At 44.3% G+C, this 19717-nt stretch carries 15 protein-coding genes and 2 pseudogenes; 4 read left to right on the top strand and 13 right to left on the bottom strand.

Annotation, left to right across the window (positions count from 1 at the left end):
* Positions 1-104: 104 nt before the first annotated feature.
* The 11 genes and pseudogenes from A7325_RS13940 to rsmG form a co-directional block, all read right to left on the bottom strand.
* A complete protein-coding gene (locus A7325_RS13940; protein ID WP_227514935.1) occupies positions 105-248 on the bottom strand; it encodes a hypothetical protein in 144 nt (47 codons plus the stop codon).
* 90 nt (positions 249-338) lie between these two features.
* A pseudogene (locus tag A7325_RS14225) lies at positions 339-461 on the bottom strand (helix-turn-helix domain-containing protein); the annotation flags it as partial.
* A gap of 107 nt (positions 462-568) precedes the next feature.
* Entirely contained in the window at positions 569-1699 is a 1131-nt protein-coding gene (locus A7325_RS04040) for a DNA polymerase III subunit delta' (protein WP_227514934.1), read from the bottom strand.
* A gap of 134 nt (positions 1700-1833) precedes the next feature.
* Positions 1834-2676 (bottom strand): 3-deoxy-manno-octulosonate cytidylyltransferase, encoded by an 843-nt coding sequence (gene kdsB / locus A7325_RS04035; RefSeq protein WP_226928773.1) that lies wholly within the window; start codon positions 2674-2676, stop codon positions 1834-1836.
* A 21-nt stretch (positions 2677-2697) separates the two neighbouring features.
* Positions 2698-3825, bottom strand: a complete 1128-nt coding sequence (gene lpxK / locus A7325_RS04030) for a tetraacyldisaccharide 4'-kinase (RefSeq protein ID WP_068404875.1) — start codon at positions 3823-3825, stop codon at positions 2698-2700.
* A 36-nt stretch (positions 3826-3861) separates the two neighbouring features.
* The gene (msbA, locus tag A7325_RS04025; RefSeq protein WP_068404873.1) at positions 3862-5649 is read right to left on the bottom strand and encodes a lipid A export permease/ATP-binding protein MsbA; all 1788 of its coding nucleotides are present in this window, start codon (positions 5647-5649) and stop codon (positions 3862-3864) included.
* 143 nt (positions 5650-5792) lie between these two features.
* Complete coding sequence (locus A7325_RS04020) at positions 5793-6236, bottom strand: ExbD/TolR family protein (RefSeq protein WP_068404870.1); 444 nt, start codon at positions 6234-6236, stop codon at positions 5793-5795.
* A gap of 58 nt (positions 6237-6294) precedes the next feature.
* Positions 6295-7027: pseudogene (locus A7325_RS04015) on the bottom strand (MotA/TolQ/ExbB proton channel family protein).
* Between the two features lie 80 nt (positions 7028-7107).
* Complete coding sequence (locus tag A7325_RS04010; RefSeq protein WP_068404868.1) at positions 7108-8229, bottom strand: ParB/RepB/Spo0J family partition protein; 1122 nt, start codon at positions 8227-8229, stop codon at positions 7108-7110.
* Positions 8230-8332: 103 nt separating this feature from the next.
* Positions 8333-9118 (bottom strand): ParA family protein, encoded by a 786-nt coding sequence (locus A7325_RS04005; protein ID WP_068404866.1) that lies wholly within the window; start codon positions 9116-9118, stop codon positions 8333-8335.
* A gap of 180 nt (positions 9119-9298) precedes the next feature.
* Positions 9299-10015, bottom strand: coding sequence for a 16S rRNA (guanine(527)-N(7))-methyltransferase RsmG (gene rsmG / locus A7325_RS04000; RefSeq protein ID WP_068404864.1), 717 nt, complete (start codon positions 10013-10015; stop codon positions 9299-9301).
* A 372-nt stretch (positions 10016-10387) separates the two neighbouring features.
* Between rsmG and A7325_RS03995 the strand changes: the two genes are divergently transcribed.
* From A7325_RS03995 to A7325_RS03985, 3 genes are all read left to right on the top strand, one after another.
* Positions 10388-13219, top strand: coding sequence for an ATP-binding protein (locus A7325_RS03995; RefSeq protein ID WP_068404863.1), 2832 nt, complete (start codon positions 10388-10390; stop codon positions 13217-13219).
* A 118-nt stretch (positions 13220-13337) separates the two neighbouring features.
* Positions 13338-14504 carry a helix-turn-helix transcriptional regulator gene (locus tag A7325_RS03990; RefSeq protein WP_068404861.1) on the top strand — a complete coding sequence of 389 codons (1167 nt, stop codon included), beginning with the start codon at positions 13338-13340 and terminating at the stop codon, positions 14502-14504.
* A 135-nt stretch (positions 14505-14639) separates the two neighbouring features.
* A complete protein-coding gene (locus A7325_RS03985; protein ID WP_068404859.1) occupies positions 14640-15305 on the top strand; it encodes a TerD family protein in 666 nt (221 codons plus the stop codon).
* 122 nt (positions 15306-15427) lie between these two features.
* Here A7325_RS03985 and A7325_RS03980 read toward each other — a convergent pair whose 3' ends face one another.
* On the bottom strand, positions 15428-16408 hold the full coding sequence (locus A7325_RS03980; RefSeq protein WP_068404857.1) for an ion transporter: 981 nt from the start codon (positions 16406-16408) through the stop codon (positions 15428-15430).
* 689 nt (positions 16409-17097) lie between these two features.
* On the opposite strand from A7325_RS03980, the gene A7325_RS03970 reads away from it, so the two are divergent.
* Positions 17098-17751, top strand: coding sequence for an OmpW/AlkL family protein (locus tag A7325_RS03970; RefSeq protein WP_068404854.1), 654 nt, complete (start codon positions 17098-17100; stop codon positions 17749-17751).
* A 167-nt stretch (positions 17752-17918) separates the two neighbouring features.
* Here the strand turns inward: A7325_RS03970 and A7325_RS03965 are convergent, their stop codons facing one another.
* The gene (locus A7325_RS03965) at positions 17919-19694 is read right to left on the bottom strand and encodes a 2-oxo acid dehydrogenase subunit E2 (RefSeq protein WP_068404852.1); all 1776 of its coding nucleotides are present in this window, start codon (positions 19692-19694) and stop codon (positions 17919-17921) included.
* Between the last annotated feature and the right edge of the window lie 23 nt (positions 19695-19717).

Here is a 19717-nt window from a genome sequence, read left to right as displayed (position 1 = left end):
ACAATACAAGGGCGCTCATGAATCGAGACTCTGTCATTGATACGGCCTCGAGTCTCAGCGGTTAGACGCTGCCGGTATGGTTTTCCTTTACGTCTGAGACACTGTCACAATGTGCCGCCCTGCCTCTTATCACGCCAAATATAGCGATAAATGCTCATATGACTGATACCAGCATGAACGCCAGATATTTGCTCAGGACTCCAGTTCTCTTTAAGCTTGTCTGTCACCCATGCCCAGAGGTCAGCCACAATAGTTGTGGCGTTGTTAGCCCGTCTGTCACAAGCCTTGTTATTAGCATGCTTTGCTCGGTAACCTCGTAGGCTTTTATTGCGTCTAAGCTCTCTTGATATGGTACTGGGACTTCTGTTTAACGCCCTCGCTATAAATTTAATACTATGTTTTGCCCCTTTAAGGACATAAATCTGGTATCGTTCACCTAGGCTTAGATGTGTATAGCTCATGGTTGCAATCTCACTTTGGTCGGTGGATAAAAACTTTGATGCTAGCGCATCTAGGTCTTTTTTTCACCTTGCATTTGGTATTGCACTTCATGTGTTAATCTAAGAATTTATAGATAAGCCAATTCTTGCATCAGCTTATCATAAGCGAATTTTTCTTGCACATTTTGTTGTAGCGCCGTTTTTATTTCTTGCATACTTTTTATAAACGTCTCTAAACTACTTTCAGTAGGTTGATGACTGTGTAAAGACGCTGGTAAATCAATATCCTTTTGCAGCGCATCAAGACCCAAGCATACTCGGCGTATATCAACGAGCATTAGCTCCGACAATTGAATAAACTCGCTTATACTAAGCTGGGTCTGCCAATAGTCGCTTGCCGCTATGCTACTACGCTTGCCGCTACGCAGCGCTTGCCACGTTGTCAGCCATAGTGCGCGCTTGCTATACCATGGTGCTTGCGCAAGGGCGACCGCGGCTAAAGGCGCGCCATTTGCCAACTGTATCAGCTGCTCAATGCCCGCCGTACCGACCGCCTCACGATTGACCGTACTACCTAAAGCATGAGTCACATAGTCAACTGCAACGGCAGGTTCAATGGTCTGTAGTGCCAACTGCTGAACACGGCTTTTTATGGTTGGCAGTAACTGCGCTGGAGTATCACTGATGAGGAATAAATGTACTTGGGCTTGCGGCTCTTCCAAGGTTTTGAGCAACGCATTAGCCGCTGCAACCGTCATTTGCTCTGCGTAATCGAGCACACATATCCGCACGCCCTGCCCGCCTTGATAAATAAATGGCTGCAGAGCACGGATATCATCGACCTTTATTTTTAACGCAGCGTTATTAGCAGCTTTGGCAGATTTTTTGTCTTTTGCGCTGTTAGTTGCTGCTTGTTTAGCATCAGCATGTTCGGCACTGACTGGCATACTAATAAGTGGCAGAACTTGTAAGCTTGGATGTGTCCCTGATCTGAGCCATTGACAACTCTCGCAAATACCGCAAGCGCCAAGCGGATTGTGCTCGCGCTCTCGGCATAATAACCACGCTACCAAACGCCAAACAAAAGCGCGCTTGCCCATGCCCTGCATACCAGCGGCTAAAAGCGCGTGCGGCAAAGATTGCTGCGGCATCAACACCCGCTTGGTCAGCTGTGACCATAGCTCGTTTTGCCATGGTAATAGCGGTGCAAAATATATATTATCCGTCAAAGGCAATGCGCTTGTCATTTCAGTTGTCATTTTGGTTATCTTACTCATAATCACCTAATCGCCGCTCAATACCTTTAGTATGCTATACACGCTAATACACGTAGAATATTTGAATAATTGAACATACCAATTAGCTTGCTTAGGCTATTGCCAATTATATTGTATCAGCAATTTTGAAAATCGACTAAGCTCATTGCATTTAGCCGATTCAAATCTTCTTGAGTATCGACGCCGGCTGGTAGATGACAGCTTGCAGTGGCAATAGCAATTTGACCACCATTTTCTAAAACTCGTAATTGCTCTAGGCTTTCTAATATCTCGAGCGGCGTTTGCGGCCAGTGTACAAATTGCTGTAACAAGCTAACTCTGTAAGCGTATAACCCCAAATGACGATAAGCGTTTTTTGGTGCTTGCTGCTGTATATTTTTATCGTTTGCCAAAACCACATCACGGTCGCACGGAATCGGTGCACGGCTAAAATATAATGCACGCTGTAAATTGCTGGAAGTCTGACTGACAACTTTTACGACCGATGGGCGCATAAAAGTTTCGTAGTCTTCGATAGGCTCGCATAAAGTCGCCATCACGCTGTCGCTATCTTGCATTAGCAGGGCTTTGACTTGCTGTAATAATAACGGCGGTACCAGAGGTTCGTCACCCTGCATATTGACCACGATATCATGCTCAGCCCAGCCTTTGATAGCAGCAACTTCAGCCAAACGGTCAGTCCCTGACGCATGCTCATTACTGGTCATCACCACATCAAAACCTGCCTCTGTGCAAACTTTAGCAATCGTCTCATCATCAGTCGCAATACACATATCGTCAGCAAAATCAGCCAACTGTGCTTTTTCGGCCACCCACAGTATCATTGGTTTGCCATGAATCTTTAATAATGGCTTACCGGGTAAGCGCGTGCTTTTAAAGCGCGCAGGAATAACAATATGAGTTTTGGCTGGCGCAGCTTCAATTGGCATTGTTTCAGCTGATATTAAGTCTGACGACATGGTTTATTCCTATAAAATCATTTACGCTTTTGTGCTTTTAGATAAATTAATATTTAAAGCTTTTAATTGCTGCTGTAAGTTGACATAGCAACTGTCTGATAACACCGCAGACACTGGCAATACCCATAAGCGATTAACGAGTTCTTGATATTCATCGTTAAGTGGTTGGTGGCTAGACGTATCTATTAGTAACGCTCTGATTTTGACCGCGTCTTTACTGGTGACAATGATCGGCAGCTCGCTATATTGTAAAAGCTCAGTCAAGCTAAAATCATAATGATCAGGATAAGCGTGCCCAATGACATCAAAGCCAAGCGACAATAAAGTATCAAAAAAACGTTGCGGATAACCGATACCGCTTACCGCATGTACCCGACCATTTGGTATAGGTGGCATAAGTGGCATAGGCGTTTTTGCTGCGAAACTGAAACCATCTATCTCAACAGCAGAAGGCCATAAAGACTGCAATTTATCCGCTTGTAGATGCATGGTTAAACGATTGGATTGAGCTTGCTTATTATCTTCGGTCGTCCTATCCGCTTTTTCATGATAAACCACATTTGCGCCTTTTAAGCGCGACATGGGTTCACGTAAAAAACCGGTTGGTAGCAGCTGCTGATTACCAAAGCCACGCGACGCATCGACCACAATCCATTCGATATCACGTTGCAGCGCATAATGCTGCAAGCCATCATCAGCAATAATCAGTTGTAAGTCGGGATAAGCATTTAATAAGGTGGTAATAGCCTGCTTACGATTGGGGCAAACGGCCATCGCCGCACCTGTCATATTGACGATTAAACAGGGCTCGTCCCCTACGATGCTTGGTAAGGTATCGGCATGCACCAAAGCGGGCATTTTGCTGCTATCACCGCCATAACCGCGGCTGATAACGCCTACTTTTATACCTTGTTTTTGCAGATGAGTAACCAAGGCAATAATCAACGGTGTCTTACCGCTGCCGCCTACCGTGATATTACCAATCACCATCAGCGGAATAGGCGCACGATAACTGGAAAACAGGCCTACCTGATAAGCCTGACGGCGCACCATCGTAATGAATCCATACAACCAGCTGACAGGCAGTAGCAGCCAGAGCCAAGCAGCCTGACGTTGCCAGGCACGCGTCATTGTGGTTTCAATACTCATGATGATGTGTTATTTATCCTAGTTATGCAGCCATCTTTATTCAAAATCACGCGCGTACATTTGCGCATAATGGCCATGTAGTCGCATCAGCTCTTCATGGGTGCCTAATTCGACAATTTGACCACTATCTAACACCGCAATACGGTCAGCTGATTCAATGGTCGTTAAACGGTGGGCAATCACCAGTGTCGTCCTATCTTTCATGACGTTATCGAGTGCTTTTTGAATATAGTACTCTGACTCGTTATCTAAGGCACTGGTGGCTTCATCTAAAATCAAAATCGGTGCGTCTTTCAATAACGCACGCGCAATCGAGATACGCTGACGTTGACCACCTGACAGCTGCAAGCCTTCAGCGCCAATCTCACTTTGATAGCCATTTGGCATTTTCATAATAAAATCATGGGCAAAAGCGTCTTTTGCAGCGCGCTCGACCTCAGCTTGAGTTTTATTTGCCAAGCTGCCATAGGCAATATTATTAAACACCGTGGTATTAAACAGTACCACTTGCTGATTGACCATCGCAATTTGCGCGCGCAAGCTTTCAAGCTTGATGTCGCCAATTGGCATACCGTCAAGGGTGATTTGCCCCGAGGACGTATTTAAAGTACGCGTGAGTAAGTTAACGAGTGAAGACTTACCAGCGCCGCTACGGCCGACCAGTGCTATCGTCTCGCCTGCACGCACATCCAAAGTAAAATCACGCAGCGCCACCGTTGAATCAGGATAAACCAAACTGACATTATCGAACTGAATGTCACCTGCTAAAGTCGGGCTAAGTATGCCTGTGTCTTGTTCTTCTGGCTCATCCAACAAAGTAAAGATTGACTCACCCGCGGCAAGCCCTTTTTGCAATTTTTGATTGATATCAGTGAGTGAGCGCACCGGCTTACTTAATAATCCTGCGGCAGCAATATAGGAGATAAACTCACCTGCCGAGATATTATCTATTACCGCAGGACGCAGCGCGAGCCATACAACGACCGCCATCGCCATCGCCATCAATAACTGCACCGCTGGGGTATTGATGCTATTGGTCACCACGACCTTCATGCCTTGGCGCAAGTTTTTCTTTGAGGTTATATCAAAACGCTTGGCTTCATACGCTTGTCCGCCATAATTTTTCACTACCTGATAGCCGCCGATGACCTCATTGGTGATGTGGCTGACACTACCCATGGTTTCTTGAATGCCTTTAGACAGCTTTAGATAACGCTTTGAGGCCACCCGTATCAACCATAAAATCGGCGGTAGCACCACAAATAAAATTAAGGTTAAACGCCAGTTGCTATAAAGCAAAAAACCTATCAAAGCCACCACGGTCAAACCATCGCGCAACAAGGTTTTCATTGAATCAGTACTGGCTGCAGTTACCTGCTCAACATCAAAAATGAGCTTGGATGAAATAGTCCCTGCTGGATTTGCCAGATAGAACGAGCTTGGCAAACGCAAAAGCTTATTGAACACTTGAACGCGTAACTCATAAACAAGATTGCGCGATACCAAAGCCGTATAGTAATTACCCAAAAAACTGCCCACGCCGCGGACAAAAAACAGCGCCACGATAATAAATGGAAATAAGTCCTGTTTGCTTTGATCGTTTTGATTGATGGCATCAGTGATATATTGCAATAACTTGGCAATCCAAATCTCTGTTGCCGCATTAATCGCAAAGCCTATTATGACCAAGATTAGCGCCCACCAATAAGGTTTAAGGTAGCTTAATAGCCGCAATAAAGTCCTATGCCTAGGCGTATTTGATGGCGCTGCTGACAACTTTTTAGCAGAATTTTTTTTAGAGTCAGGTTGATAAGCTTGGCTCATAAAAGCCTCAATTTAGGTATAAAAAGAAATGACACAAATGCAGCAGTAGCAAGTGAACATAAAATACAGCAGTAAAAACACCAAGGGTTATGATAGTGGCGTTTGATGTTTTTACTGTAGCAATATATCAAACGCCCTAAAATTTACTGCGGCGCAGATTCTGGTAAAGGCTGCCCAAGTGGCACAACCGTACTGATATTGAGATTTAAAAAACCCAGTTTACCAGCGATATCCATGACCCGTACCACCGATTGATGGGTAGCATTTGCATCAGCAGCAATGACAAATAGCATATCACGATTGCTTCCCGCTTCTTGCTGAAGCATGTTAGTCAGCTCGGCCTCATCGCTACTCGCAAGGGTGATGCCATTAACCAAATAACTGCCATCTTCTTGCACAGCGACTTCAATACTGTTTTGCTCTTCTGTTAATGCTACCCCTTCCGCTTCCGGAAGAATAATATTTAAGCGGCTAAAGTGATTGAACGAGGTGGCAAGCAGTAAAAATACGATTAAAAATAATAAACAATCAATCATCGGCGTCAGATTGATTTCAAGTGGCTCAACGGTCGGTTTTCTAAAACGCATATCGCTCTCTTTAATGGGCTGCAATGTACAGATTCAACAAATAAGTGACATCACACAATTAAGTTGCTGTAGCGGCTGTCTCTAAATCCGAGGTGTCAAGTGAAAGTTCATAACCCTTAGTTTTAGTTGTTTCCGACCCATTAGCAGGTAGAGACATGGTAGAGGCATGCGTATTGTCTAGCAATTGATAATCATACAATTCTTGAATCATCAGTCCCGCTTGCGTTTCAAACTGCGCATTGATATCGATAATACGGCGCTGAAAATAGCGGTAAGCAACCAGAGCCGGAATAGCCACAATCATACCAGCCGCCGTAGTAATCAATGCTTGTGACACGCCAGCAGCTAGCATCGTTGGGTCTTGCATCGCGCCATCAGTAATCGCTAGAAATGACGAGATAATACCCAACACCGTACCTAGCAAACCAAGCAATGGCGCAATCGCCCCAATGGTGCCGAGCATATTAATGTTTTTTCTCTAACTGATGCACTTGCACACTGGCGCGGTTTTGCATATGCATTGTCATTGAGTCGAGGCCGTATTGACGATACAGCAGGCCAGTTGCCAGAATATCACCCAAAGGGGTTTTTTCTTTGACATTCATCAGCTGCGTACGACCGATGTCGCCGTTTTCACGTAGACGGGTTATTAGCTGTTCGCGCAATCTATTAGGTACAATTTTATTAAACTGCAACGTATGGCTACGCTCGATAATAATTACTAACGCCAATATTGAGCACACCACGATAGGTGTCATCAGCCAACCACCTGCTTTTACCAGCTCCCACATACGCACTCTCTTCTATGTTTTTGTTAATTATTAAAAGCCGGTTTTACATTTGAATAACCAGTTCAGGGGTATAAAAAGCCCTAAGCCTGCGCTTCTATCTGCTTAATCAAAGCCGCTAGCTGATCATGATTGTGGAAAAATATCTCAACGCTACCCTGCCCATCTTTTTTATGCTTAAGCTTTACTTCTGCGCCTAACATATCAGTTAAACGCTGGGTTAAGCGCTCAACATCGCGAGACTGTACTTGCTCGGCACGATTGGCTTTTGGTGCAGGCTGCAGGATAGATTTCACCAGCTTTTCAGCTTCGCGCACCGTCATACCAGCATCAATGATTTTTTGCGCAATGATAGGCTGCTGTTCTGATGATAGCGCCAACAGGGTACGCGCATGGCCCATATCTAAAGCGTTAGTTGCTAAATGGTCTTTTACCGTATCATGGAGCTGATTCAAGCGCAAAAGATTCGATACCGTGGTACGCGCTTTACCAACGACTTCGGCAATCATGGCATGGCTCATACCAAATTCGGTATGAAAGCGCTGCAGGGCAGCCGCCTGCTCAATCACCGATAAATCTTCGCGCTGAATATTTTCAATCAAGGCTAATGCTATGGCCAATTCATCAGATAGTGCACGTTCAATCGCTGGTATAACCGATTTACCCGCCATTTTTGCCGCACGCCAGCGGCGCTCGCCAGCGATAATCTCATGCGTCACCAAGGCTTCGCTTTTATCTTCATTCGCCAGTAATGGACGAATAACAATCGGCTGCATGACGCCATGCTGCTCAATAGAAGAAGCCAATTCTGCCAGCGCCGTTTCGCTCATATCACGGCGCGGCTGATACTTACCTGCTTGCAGACGCGTGACATCGATTTGCACCAAGCTGATTTGGTCTTCAGAGGTACTATTTTCTGTGACGTTTGTGCGAGCCTTATTAACAGGGGCTTTTTTTATCGTCCGCGCTTTACGATTATTATTGTCATTGGTTTGTTCAGACACTGGCAAGGCAGAAGGCTTGTTAACAGCCGCAGCTGCGCTATCTTCTTGCTCAATAGGTTGTGGTATTTTGGTTGACTCAGTATGCTCACGCACTACCGTGTCATCTTGTAAGGCAGAGGCGGCAATTTGCTTTTCTTTTTTGATTGACCCTAATAAGGCATCTAAGCCTCGATTGGCAGCCAACCCTCTTTTCTTTGCCATGATTACCTATCCTCTAACGCTAAAATAAAAAGCCAAATATTGCTAAATACCGGCTTACTGATAAATATAATTTGCTGTTCTTTTATTAACTTGCAACATGAACTTATAATGATGCGCTCTGCTTTATCACCTCAGCCGCCAGTTTTTGATAGGCGCGCGCACCTTTTGACCATCTTTCGTAAGCAATAACTGGCAAGCCATGTGCGGGTGCTTCAGCCAAACGAATATTTCTTGGAATATGAGTTTTATACATAATATCACCAAAGTGCGCCTCTAACTCAGCAGAGACATCACGCGCCAAGGTATTGCGCGCATCGAACAAGGTTCTGACCACACCGCGAATATAGAGCTTAGGATTAAGTTCAGTGAGACGCTCAATCGTCTGCGACAAATCCGCCAAACCTTCTAGGGCATAATATTCACACTGCATGGGAATAATAACGCTATCGGTGGCAACTAATGCATTAATCGTTAATAAATTTAAGCTTGGTGCACAATCGATAATGACATAATCGTAAGCAGATTTATTGGTCGCGATTTGATCCTTGGCCAACTGCGCCATTGCCGTCTTAAAGAGCTCATGACTATTGGTTTTGCTCATTAAAGTAATGTCCATCCCTGCCAAATCACGATTGGCGCCGATGACATCAAACCCAGCTGGACTACTCACAATCGCCTCAGATAGCGCAACGCCATCGAGCAGTACATCAGCGATGGTCAAGTCCAAGGCGTTCTTGTCGACACCTGTGCCACTGGTCGCATTGCCCTGTGGGTCTAAGTCAATCAGTAGTACATGCTTGCGCTTGGACGCTAAGCTGGCGGTCAAATTTACTGCCGTCGTGGTTTTCCCCACGCCGCCTTTTTGATTCGCAATCGCTATGATTTCCATACACTCACTCAATTTAATTAGAATCTGTTACTGATTTTTACTACAGTATTTTTGCCGCTCAAGCTTATTATATTACTCAAATACCTGACACTTACCTATAAGTCTATTTAGACAACAGCGTACACGCCACTTATAACTAAAGAACAATTGTTGCCTCACATAGCGTGACGTGCTCATAGCTTAGACATTTTTATAAGATAATTCAATTAAATGACGACTATCTTGTAAACGCGGTACTTTTAATGCAATCGTTCTTATCTGCCAAGCGTCACTTAGCGCCTGTAGCTCTTCATCGCTTGGGGCTTTGCCTTTCATCGCGCATAAATAGCCATTTTCTGCCAAGCGCGGCTGAGCCACTTCGACAAAATCAATCAGACTGGCAAAGGCTCTTGAGGTTACCACCTCGTAGCTGGCTTCATGCGCCTCAATACGCGAGGCGATTGGGTGCATGTTACTCAAACCAAGCTCGCTACTGATTTGCTTAATAAAACGAATTTTTTTCTGATTGCTATCGAGGGCGGTACATTGGCGCTCAGGCTGACAGATAGCAATAATCACCGCTGGCAAGCCCGCCCCCGTACCAATATCAAGCAGCGACCCTGACGGTAAATGCGTTATAATAGCCAAACAATCGATGATATGTTTGATAAGCGCCTCGACTGGATCGGTAATCGCGGTCAGATTATACGCCTTATTCCATAATAAAAGCTGGTCTAAATACAATAATAACGTGCGCTGCTGCTGCGCGCTTAACGTAAGACCCAACTCGTCTATTGCTTGCGCCAGCATACTTGCCAGCTTAGGTAATTGCGCACCGAGCTTTACAAAGCCTGTCGGGTCAATATGACTGTTACCCGTGCTAGCAGACGATGAAGAGGTATTAGTAGAATCTGACATACGGGTTATCCAGTTTTGACATGTGAACCGTCTATTTTATCATGCGCTCTGCTCCTTGAATAGTTGCAGATTGCGCCAATGTACGCCATCTTATACTATCTACGCCTATGTTGATGGCTTATCTTCTTCAATAACCAGCAGGTCATCGTAATAAAATCTCTATTATTACAGCCTAATAAGCTGAAACTTTCACTTTACTATGATACAAAACTGCGCTGAATGTCTTGTCTAAAACGCGCCGATATCTTGTAAGATGTTCTTATTTACTATCATAAATGTAAGCATGATTAAAAATATATTCCTAAACTTAAAGCGCAAACAGTAAAAAATCAATAACCATTCCACCCTTTTAAAACGACTTACTATATAACTATGACCGAACCGCAAAACACCCCTATAAATCAAGATTCAAAAGACAGCAAATCTATGGCAACACCTGTTAAAAATTCAGCAGTAACAAAAGCATCTAAGCCAGCCAATACAAAGCCGACAGCAATAAAGGCGAACGAGACTGATGAGCAAGAGCGCACTTTAGATATGCCTAATACGCCTCATCCGGTATTTATCGAGGTTAATGAGCGCTGTCTTATTAGTGCCGAGCAGCTGAAGCGTTATACCAATCCTGATGAGCTACCGAGCGATACCCGCACTGCCCCTGATTTAGATGTCGGCTTTGGGCAACAGCGCGCCCTAAAAGCCTTGCAGACGGCGCTGGATATTCATGCCAGCGGCTATCATGTGTTTGCCGCGGGCGAAAATGGTTTAGGTAAACGCACGGTTATAAATCGTTTACTACAACGAATTGCCGCTGACGCACCGACGCCAGATGATTGGGTTTATGTGCACAATTTTACCGACCCGCGTACACCGCAAGCGCTGCGCCTACCTGCCGGACAAGGGCAGATATTGCAGCAACAGGTTAATCAACTATGGCAGCACGCCAAAAAACGACTTAGCCAACGCTTTCGTAGCGACCAGTATCAAAGCAAAATCGAAGCGATTAAAAATGACACCCATCAAAAAGAAAGTCAGGCTTACGATGACCTTAATACCGAAGGTAAGCAGTACGATTTGGCACTGACGTTTCGCGCATTTGATAATAAAGCGGTATTTGTCCATCCTAGCAAGTTATCTACCGAAGAAAATCATCAGAGCACTGACCATTCAAAAATTTCTAGTAGCCAAAAAAATCAAACAACGGAAGAAAAAACTGCGCACCCTACTAAAAATAATCTTGATGATGGTAATGCTAACAGCGAGTATGGCAACGAATACGGCAAAAGCGAATATGAAGCTGAGCTGAATAACTTTGCCCAAAAAAACCATATGCAAAAGCGCTTAAGCCAGCTAACCATTGCGCTAGAGCAATTAGAAGACGAAGCCAATGATGCCATTGAAGCACTGCATCGCAATATTGCACGTCGTGCGCTACAACCTTTATTTGCGCCTATTTATGAGCAATTTGCTGCTCATCCCTTGGTTGTCGAGTATCTAAAAACCGTATTTGCCGATATGGTCACTCATGTCGAGCGCATCGTTAACGGTGATGATGATGAGTTTGTGACGGCCGTTCTTGCCACAACGCCGAGCCGTTACGCGGTCAACGTCATTGTCAGTCATACGCCAGATAGTGGCGCCCCGGTTATCTTTGAAGACTTACCGACGCATTTAAACCTATTGGGTCATGTCGAGCAAATCACCCAATTGGGCACAGTGACCACCGATGTCAGTATGATTCGAGCAGGCGCCCTGCACCGTGCCAATGGCGGCTATCTGTTGTTAGAAGCCAGTCATCTGCTTGAGCATCCTTACGCCTGGCAAGGCCTTAAACGCGCCCTGCAATCTCGCAAAATCAGACTATCTAGCCTTGAGCAGATGCTAACCTTGACAGGCAGTTTGTCGCTTGCACCCGCACCGATTGACCTTGATATTAAGGTAATTTTGCTTGGCGAAGCGGATTTATATTACGAATTACTCGAGCTTGAGCCAGAGTTTGATGCGGTATTTAAAGTACGTGCCGATTTTCATGATGATGTGACACGTAGCCCTGAACATGAATTGGCATTGGTGGCAAAAATGGCAGACATCATTGATTATGCCAACCTTTATCCGTTTGATAGTAGCGCCCAAGCTGCCTTACTTGAGCATTTAAGCTTACAAGCCGAAGACCAAGACCGCTTGAGTTTGCATAGTGATTTATTGATTAAGCTGTTGCATGAATCCAACCGCCATGCGCGTTTGAGCGGTAAAAATATCGTTAGCGCCATTCACGTGACCCACGCTATTGACGATATGGACGAGCGCTCAGGATACTTGCGCGACCTTTATTGGGATGAGCTAAAAAATGGCCAACAGCTGATTCAGACCCAAGGTAACGCCGTCGGCCAAGTCAATGCGCTCACCGTCGTCAGCTATGCCGATAGCGAATTTGGTATGCCTGCGCGTCTGACCGCGGTTATTCAGCCAAATATTGGCGCTGGCGAAATCCTCGATATCGAGCGCGATGTCGATTTGGGCGGCAGCTTACACGCCAAAGGCATGCTGATTATGACCAGCTATTTGCGCGCCTTATTTAGTCAGCATCATGCGCTCAACTTTAGCGCCTCGCTCGCTTTTGAGCAAAGTTACGCTCATATCGATGGTGATAGTGCCACGGTCAGTGAAGGCTGCGCGCTGCTTTCCGCTTTAGCAAACGTCCCGATCAATCAATCTTTTGCAATTACCGGCTCGATGAATCAGTTAGGCGAAGTCCAAGCAGTTGGCGGTATCAATTCTAAAATCGCGGGTTTCTTTGACGCTTGCCGCGAGCAAGAGCTGACGGGACAACAAGGCGTGGTCATTCCGATGGCCAACGTCAAACAATTAATGCTACGTGACGATATTATCGCCGCTGTTCAAGCAGAGCAATTTCATATTTATGGCGTGCAGACGCTTAGTGAAGCCTTGACCTTAATGACGGGTCTGCCTGTCGACACCATGAATAAAAAAGGTCGCTACCGTAAAGACACTCTATTTGGTAAAGTATTAAGTCGGTTGATGCTTTGGGATGAAAATCAAAACGCTGATGACGAAGTCGATGATAAAAAATCGAAGAAAAAGGATAAAAAGAAGCGTAAGGCCAAACGTCAAAAAAAACAGGATAAGCAAAAAAAAGCCAAAAAAGAACAAGATGACTGCTGCGCAAATACAGCAGAGCAACTCTAGACGCTGATATGCTTTTCTGCGATGATGAGTTTTTTGCGCTTTGCTGTTTTAATAAGCTGTATTCATAAATAATACCCTTATAAAAATTAAACTCGTGACTGAATAAAGGTTATCTTTAATGACTGTACATTCTACTGACGCCGATGGTCTTCAATCGCAAGCAGCTAATAATAAGCAAGCAACTGCTCTAGTGACTAAAGAAGTAACGAAAGAATTAGCTGCGCAAAATGAAGAAGTTGTGACAGATAATAAAGCGTCTGAGGAAGCAGCAGATAATCGCCATGGTGCCGCAACGACGGCGCGGCAATGGCAAGTATTGTCGCAGTTGCAGCGCAATCGCTGGGTAGGCACCACCCATGTCTACGAGCAGCTTAAATTGGCAGGTTTTGATATCAGTTTGCGCACCGTGCAACGCGATTTAAATGCCCTTGCCAAACGCTTTCCTATCGAAAAAAACAATGCCAATCCGCAAGGTTGGCGTTGGAAAGACGATGCGCCGCTGCAAAGTCTGCCGCATATGAATTTATCGCAAGCGGTTGCCTTTAATATGGTCGAAGCCAATCTAAGCCAGCTGCTGCCGCCGGTTATTTTAGATGAGCTTTTTCCTTGGTTTGATTTGGCACGCCGGCAGCTTAAAAACAGCAAAGTCACCCATTCATGGATTGATAGGGTACGTATCGAGCCTGCCTCGCAACCCTTAATTGCGCCACATATTGATTTGGAAAGTAAAGACAATATTTATCATGCGTTGTTTTATCAACTACAAATAAAAGCCAGTTATACTCGTAGCGATAAATCACAAGCCAGCGAATACATTCTAAATCCCATTGCCATCATCCAGCGTGGGGTGATTATTTACTTATTGGCGACGCGTACCGATGACCCAGACGTAATTATTCGTACCTTTGCCCTTCACCGCTTTGCCAGCGTTGAGATACTAGAAAGCGCGGCTCAAACCCCTGATAATTTCCACCTCGATAACTATTTAGATGCAGGTGGCATGGGCTTTAGCCATCCTCTATTTAGCCAGCTACCCGATCGTGGCAAACATACCGCAGTTGAGCTACAATTTACCAAACAAGCGGGCAAAAGCTTAACGGAAAGCAAGCTGAGTGACGATCAAACTGTAATCATCAATAGTGATGGAACCCTAACCATACGCGCAACCGTCAACTTAACCTCGCAGCTGGTTTGGTGGTTACGCGGCTTTGGTAGCGGTCTATTAGACGCCAAACCTGCGCTCCTATATCAAGCGGTTTTAGACAAACCCATCAATGATGCATAGCGACAATAAAAAGACAGCGAATGATTACTTATGATAACTATTAACGATGATAAAAATTTAACCGCTGTACCCAATACGCCAACGTTTATCTTAATTAAAAACCTAATACGAAATTAAAAGTCCAAAAGGAATATTATGTCAGCCACTACCCCATCACCGTTACTTTCAGACAGTTTAAGAGGGCTGGGTTTAGACACGGGGACATTGTTTTTTGCGCTCAATTATGAATTTACCAAGATTGAGCAAAAAGGCTTATTTAAAAACCTAAAAAAACGCTTTAAGAAAAATGAAGGCGCGATTGATATTGATTTGGCCTGCGTACTATATAACGACAACTGCACCATCAGCGATATCGTTTGGTTTAAGCAGCTACGGGATAAAGCAGAATCCGTCAAACATCAAGGCGATAGTCTCAACGGTAAGGACCGCGGTGAACAAGCGATGTATCTTGCGCCCCTTGACCAAGAGCAAATCAGAATTTATTTGGATAAAATACCCGCGCATATCACTCACATTGCCTTAATCGCTAACTCTTACCACGACCTACCGTTTAGCAGAGTCAAAAAAGGTGAGATTCATTTAAGCGATGATGAAGGCAACCGCGTTTTTGAGGTTAATTTAAAGCAGCTACCACGCGACTGTGTAACACTTTGGGCGGCACACTTGCAGCGAGAAGTGGACGATTGGCATTTGACCTTGCAAAATCTACCGCTACCTGCAAAAGATTTAGCAACCGCCGCGCAAGAAGTGGCGCATGAATTGGCACGCGCTCTACCGATTACGCCAGCTATGTATAACTGATACATAACCAATATTAGATTGATTATACATCAGTTAAAAAACCTATCGATTAAAAAAAAGGTAAAACGCTAATTAACGTTTTACCCTTGTTCTTTTTAAATAAGAATTTTTACATACTCCTCTTATTCTAACGGCTCACCGCAATGCGGACAAAAATTCTTTTGCCGCACTTCCTTTTCTCGGCGCTCAAGCTCTTTTTCGCGCAGTACTTGCAGTACGATTTCTTGCGCTTGCTCCTTATCCAATCCAAGCTCGCGGCGAATCTTTTCAATCATCATCTGATTTTGCACCAAATCAAAATCACTATCGACCAGTTGTTCGCGAAAATCTTGCTCGAGCTCTTCTCGGCGTTGACTGAGCTCATTTGCCAAACCCGTCGCCAAGATACCCGCTGGCAAAGCCGCAAGACCAACGCCGAGTATGGTGATAAGTGCACCTAATATCTTACCAGCATTGGTGATAGGTGTGACATCGCCGTAACCTACCGTCGTCAGGGTGACCACCGCCCACCACATAGCTTTGGGTATCGACTCAAACTCTTCAGGCTGAGCGTGGTTTTCGACCAAATAAATGCCACTTGACGCCGTCACAATCATAATGATTAAGATAAAAATAACCGCTTGAAACGAGCCTTTCTCCTTACTGATAACCACCAATAAAATACGCAGGGAGGCAAAATAACGGGTGAGTTTCAGAATTCGAAACAGGCGCAAAATACGTAAGAAGCGCAAATCGATACTGACAAAGAAATTCAAAAATGCGGGGGCAATGGCAATGATATCAATCAACGCCGACGGACTTTTTAGCCAATCCCAGCGCTGACGCCACGTGGTATTGTTGGGTTTGGCTTCAGCGACACTCCATAACCTCAGTAAATACTCGATAGAAAAGATCACGATAGAGAAGTTTTCAAACCACGTAAAATACGCTTGATACGGGTAATACCAGTTGTCAACCGACTCAGCGATAACCGCCGTGACGTTCGCCATAATCAAAAAAATGAGAAAGTAATCGACATAACGACTAAAGAGCGTGTCATGCTCATCGTTTTGCAAAATGTTATAGACGAAAAGACGCAAGCGCCGAATAGATTGGAATAGCATGCCGTCCCTATGTGGTGTAATACCGGTTTTATGTGATAAAAATCAGGTGGGAGATATCAACAAAAAGGTAGTTGCGCTTGCAGAATCAATGAGGGTTTTTTAAACAATTTATCGCAATTTTTGCTTCAGACGTTATGATTATACAAAATTTATGTAATAAATGTAGGTCGCGATTACTAATAGCAGCGCCGTGACAAAAAATATCAAACGTAAAAAACGCTCATCCGCTCGTAATTGATTGCTTAAGTTTTGGGCTGGTAATAAAAACAAGCCACATTTAGGACAACAGGCATCTATTTGGTTTAAAAGCTTAATTGAGCGGGCATTTTCGCAGCGCAGCGGAGAGTTACTACAATAACCGAGCATAATATCCAATCTATCCTTCTATCCTTCTATCCTTCTATCCATGTCATTGTTTAATACTAATGTTTAAAAACGCAAATGTAGCATAAGACAAGCATTTAAAAATAGAAAGAGTAATTTAACCCATAAAATCCGTCACGACTGTAACATAAAATACAATTAAGCTAACTTCCTATTTAAAACCTTACTCCTCGTGAGGTTTTTGTATTATAATAGAGAAATAATGTTACCAGCTATATTCTGACTCTAACATTATCTAATGGTCACTAATGCCATCCCTCATTAGAAACTGACCAATAACATCTATTATGTTGAGGAACTTAACGATGAAACTACAATCCCTAGTTTTAGCTGCTGCAACTGCCCTTACTATGACCACTGCTTTTGCGGTACCTGCTGGTACTTGGTCTATCGCTGCTGGCGCACATTATGTTGACCCTAAAAGTGATAACGGTACTTTAGCAAACACTGATCTTGGTTTAGTTGCGAATGTCGATGTTGATGGCGATGTACGCCCAACCATCAGTGGCGAATACTTTATCGCCAATAACGTTGGTGTTGAACTACTAGCAGCCATTCCATTTCATCATGATTTCACTTTAAATGATGCTACTGGTAACGAATTGCTTACAGGCAAAACTCAGCATCTACCACCTACTCTTTCTCTACAATACCACTTCGATGGCTATAACCTACCTATGAATGTAAAGCCATTCGTTGGTGTTGGTGTGAACTACACCACTTTCTTTAAAGAAAAAATTTCTAACGGCGCCGATTTAGATCTTGATGATAGCGTTGGTGTTGCTGGTCATATTGGTCTAGATATACCATTTGCGCCTACTGAGTCTTTCCGTATTGATGCGCGTTATATGGACATCAAAACCGATGCTAGCTTAAATATTGACGGAACTAAGTATGAACTTGGTGAAGTAGATATCAGCCCTTGGGTATATGGCGTTGCTTTCGTAAAACAGTTCTAATATAGTCCATTGCTATAAACTGAACGCCATAAATAAGAGAAGCCAGCTTAATAGCTGGCTTCTTTGTGTCTGCAAATATCTTTTATTCATTCATAAATGAGATATAAAAAAGACCATCCGCAGACAGTCCTTTTAACAATATATCTAATTATAATGAATAAGCAAGCCTATAGCAAAATGCGGCGTGGATCTGCCAATAAGCTTGCGATATAACGGGTAAATACCGCAGCATCAGCGCCATTAATCACCCGATGATCGTAAGATAAAGATAACGGCAACATCAGACGCGGCTCGAAAGATTGCTTACTAGCATTCCAACGCGGCTGCATACTGGCTTCTGATACCCCTAAAATACCTACTTGCGGCCAATTTACCAGTGGCGTAAACGCCGTACCGCCTAGATTACCTTGACTAGAGATGGTAAAGCTTGCGCCTTGTAATTCTTTAGCCGTGAGCTTCTTATCACGCGCTTTGACCGCAAGCTCACCTATCTCAATGGCGATTTGCTTTAAGCCTTTATCTTGCACATTTTTGATAACAGGTACAATCAGGCCATCATCCGTCGCAACCGCAATGCCCATATTGACGCTTTTACGTAAGATAATTTGGGTATTATCGTCACTCAAATGACTGTTAAAGCGCGGATGCTGGGTTAATGCATAAGCAGTTGCTTTAACCACGAAAGCTAAAATCGTGAAGCCGATACCTTCCGCTTTCATAGCGCCTTTGAGCTCACCACGTAACTTTTCAGTTTCCGTGATGTCTGACAAATCAAACTGCGTTACTTGCGGCAGCAAAGTATTGTAATTGAGCTGCGGTATCGAGACTTTTTGTAGGCGGCTTAAATCTTGTACTTCGCTCTCGCCCCATATCTCAGCATTGCTCATATCAGGTAAGCTTGGCAGGCTCGAGCTTACAGTACTACTACTGGTAGGCGCAGTTTTTTGCTTGCTTAAGCTGTCTTTTACATGGGCAAACAAATCTTCTTTTAAGATACGATCGTTAAGCGCCGAACCCGTCACTTGAGTAATATCAACGCCTAGCTGACGCGCAAGTTTACGCACGGCAGGACCGGCATAAATATCGACCATTTTTTCATTGACTTGCGATTCGGTTAGCTTAGCATTTGCAGCGCTAGTATTAGTCGTAGATTTAGCGGCTTGTTTAGGCTCACCAGTCGTTTGCTTGTTGGCTTTTTGGTCTAAATCAGCGCTTTTATCTTCTGCTTCAGCTGGCTTGGACGCTTGCGTCTCAGAAGTATCAGCCTTAGATTCACTAGCATTATTACTGCCGCTCTCTGAACCTTCACCAATAATCACGATAAAGTCTTGACCATTGGCGACCATATCACCCGCTTGCACCAATATTTTTTCAACCTTGCCTGCTTCTGGTGCTGGCACTTCGACCGACGCTTTATCAGATTCAATGAGCAAAATGGATTGATCCGCCGTGACCATATCACCGACACTGACCATAATCTCAGACACTTGCGCTTCATCAACACCTAAGTCTGGCAAAGCATGCGTGGTTGCTTTTCCTGCTTGCTCGCCTGCTTGGTTTGCTGGTTGAGAAGTATTTTCCTCAGCTGGATTAGTATCTGCTTGCTGATTATCCTGCGCTTCACTTTGTTTGTCGGCAGCAGCGTCTGTTTTGTTTTGTGTATCAGCGTTAGTGATTTGGCTGTCACTGTCGCTTTCGATTTCACTGTCAGCATCAGTATCGCTTTCAAGCTCAATGAGCACCATGCCTTCGCTGACTTGATCGCCAACTGCCACGCTAATTTTAGTGACTTTACCGGCAGCCGAGCTTGGTACTTCTACTGAGGCTTTATCAGATTCTAATAAGATAATATTGTCGTCTTTTGCAATAACGTCGCCAACTTCGACCATAATCTCACTGACTTCGGCGCTATCAACACCCAAATCGGGGGCTTTAATGTCCATCCGTAATTCTCCTTATATTATTG

This window comes from Psychrobacter sp. SHUES1, assembly GCF_001652315.1.
GTDB lineage: Bacteria > Pseudomonadota > Gammaproteobacteria > Pseudomonadales > Moraxellaceae > Psychrobacter > Psychrobacter faecalis.
Note: the sequence above shows the minus strand (reverse complement) of the source record. Positions and strands in the feature narration are given on the sequence as shown.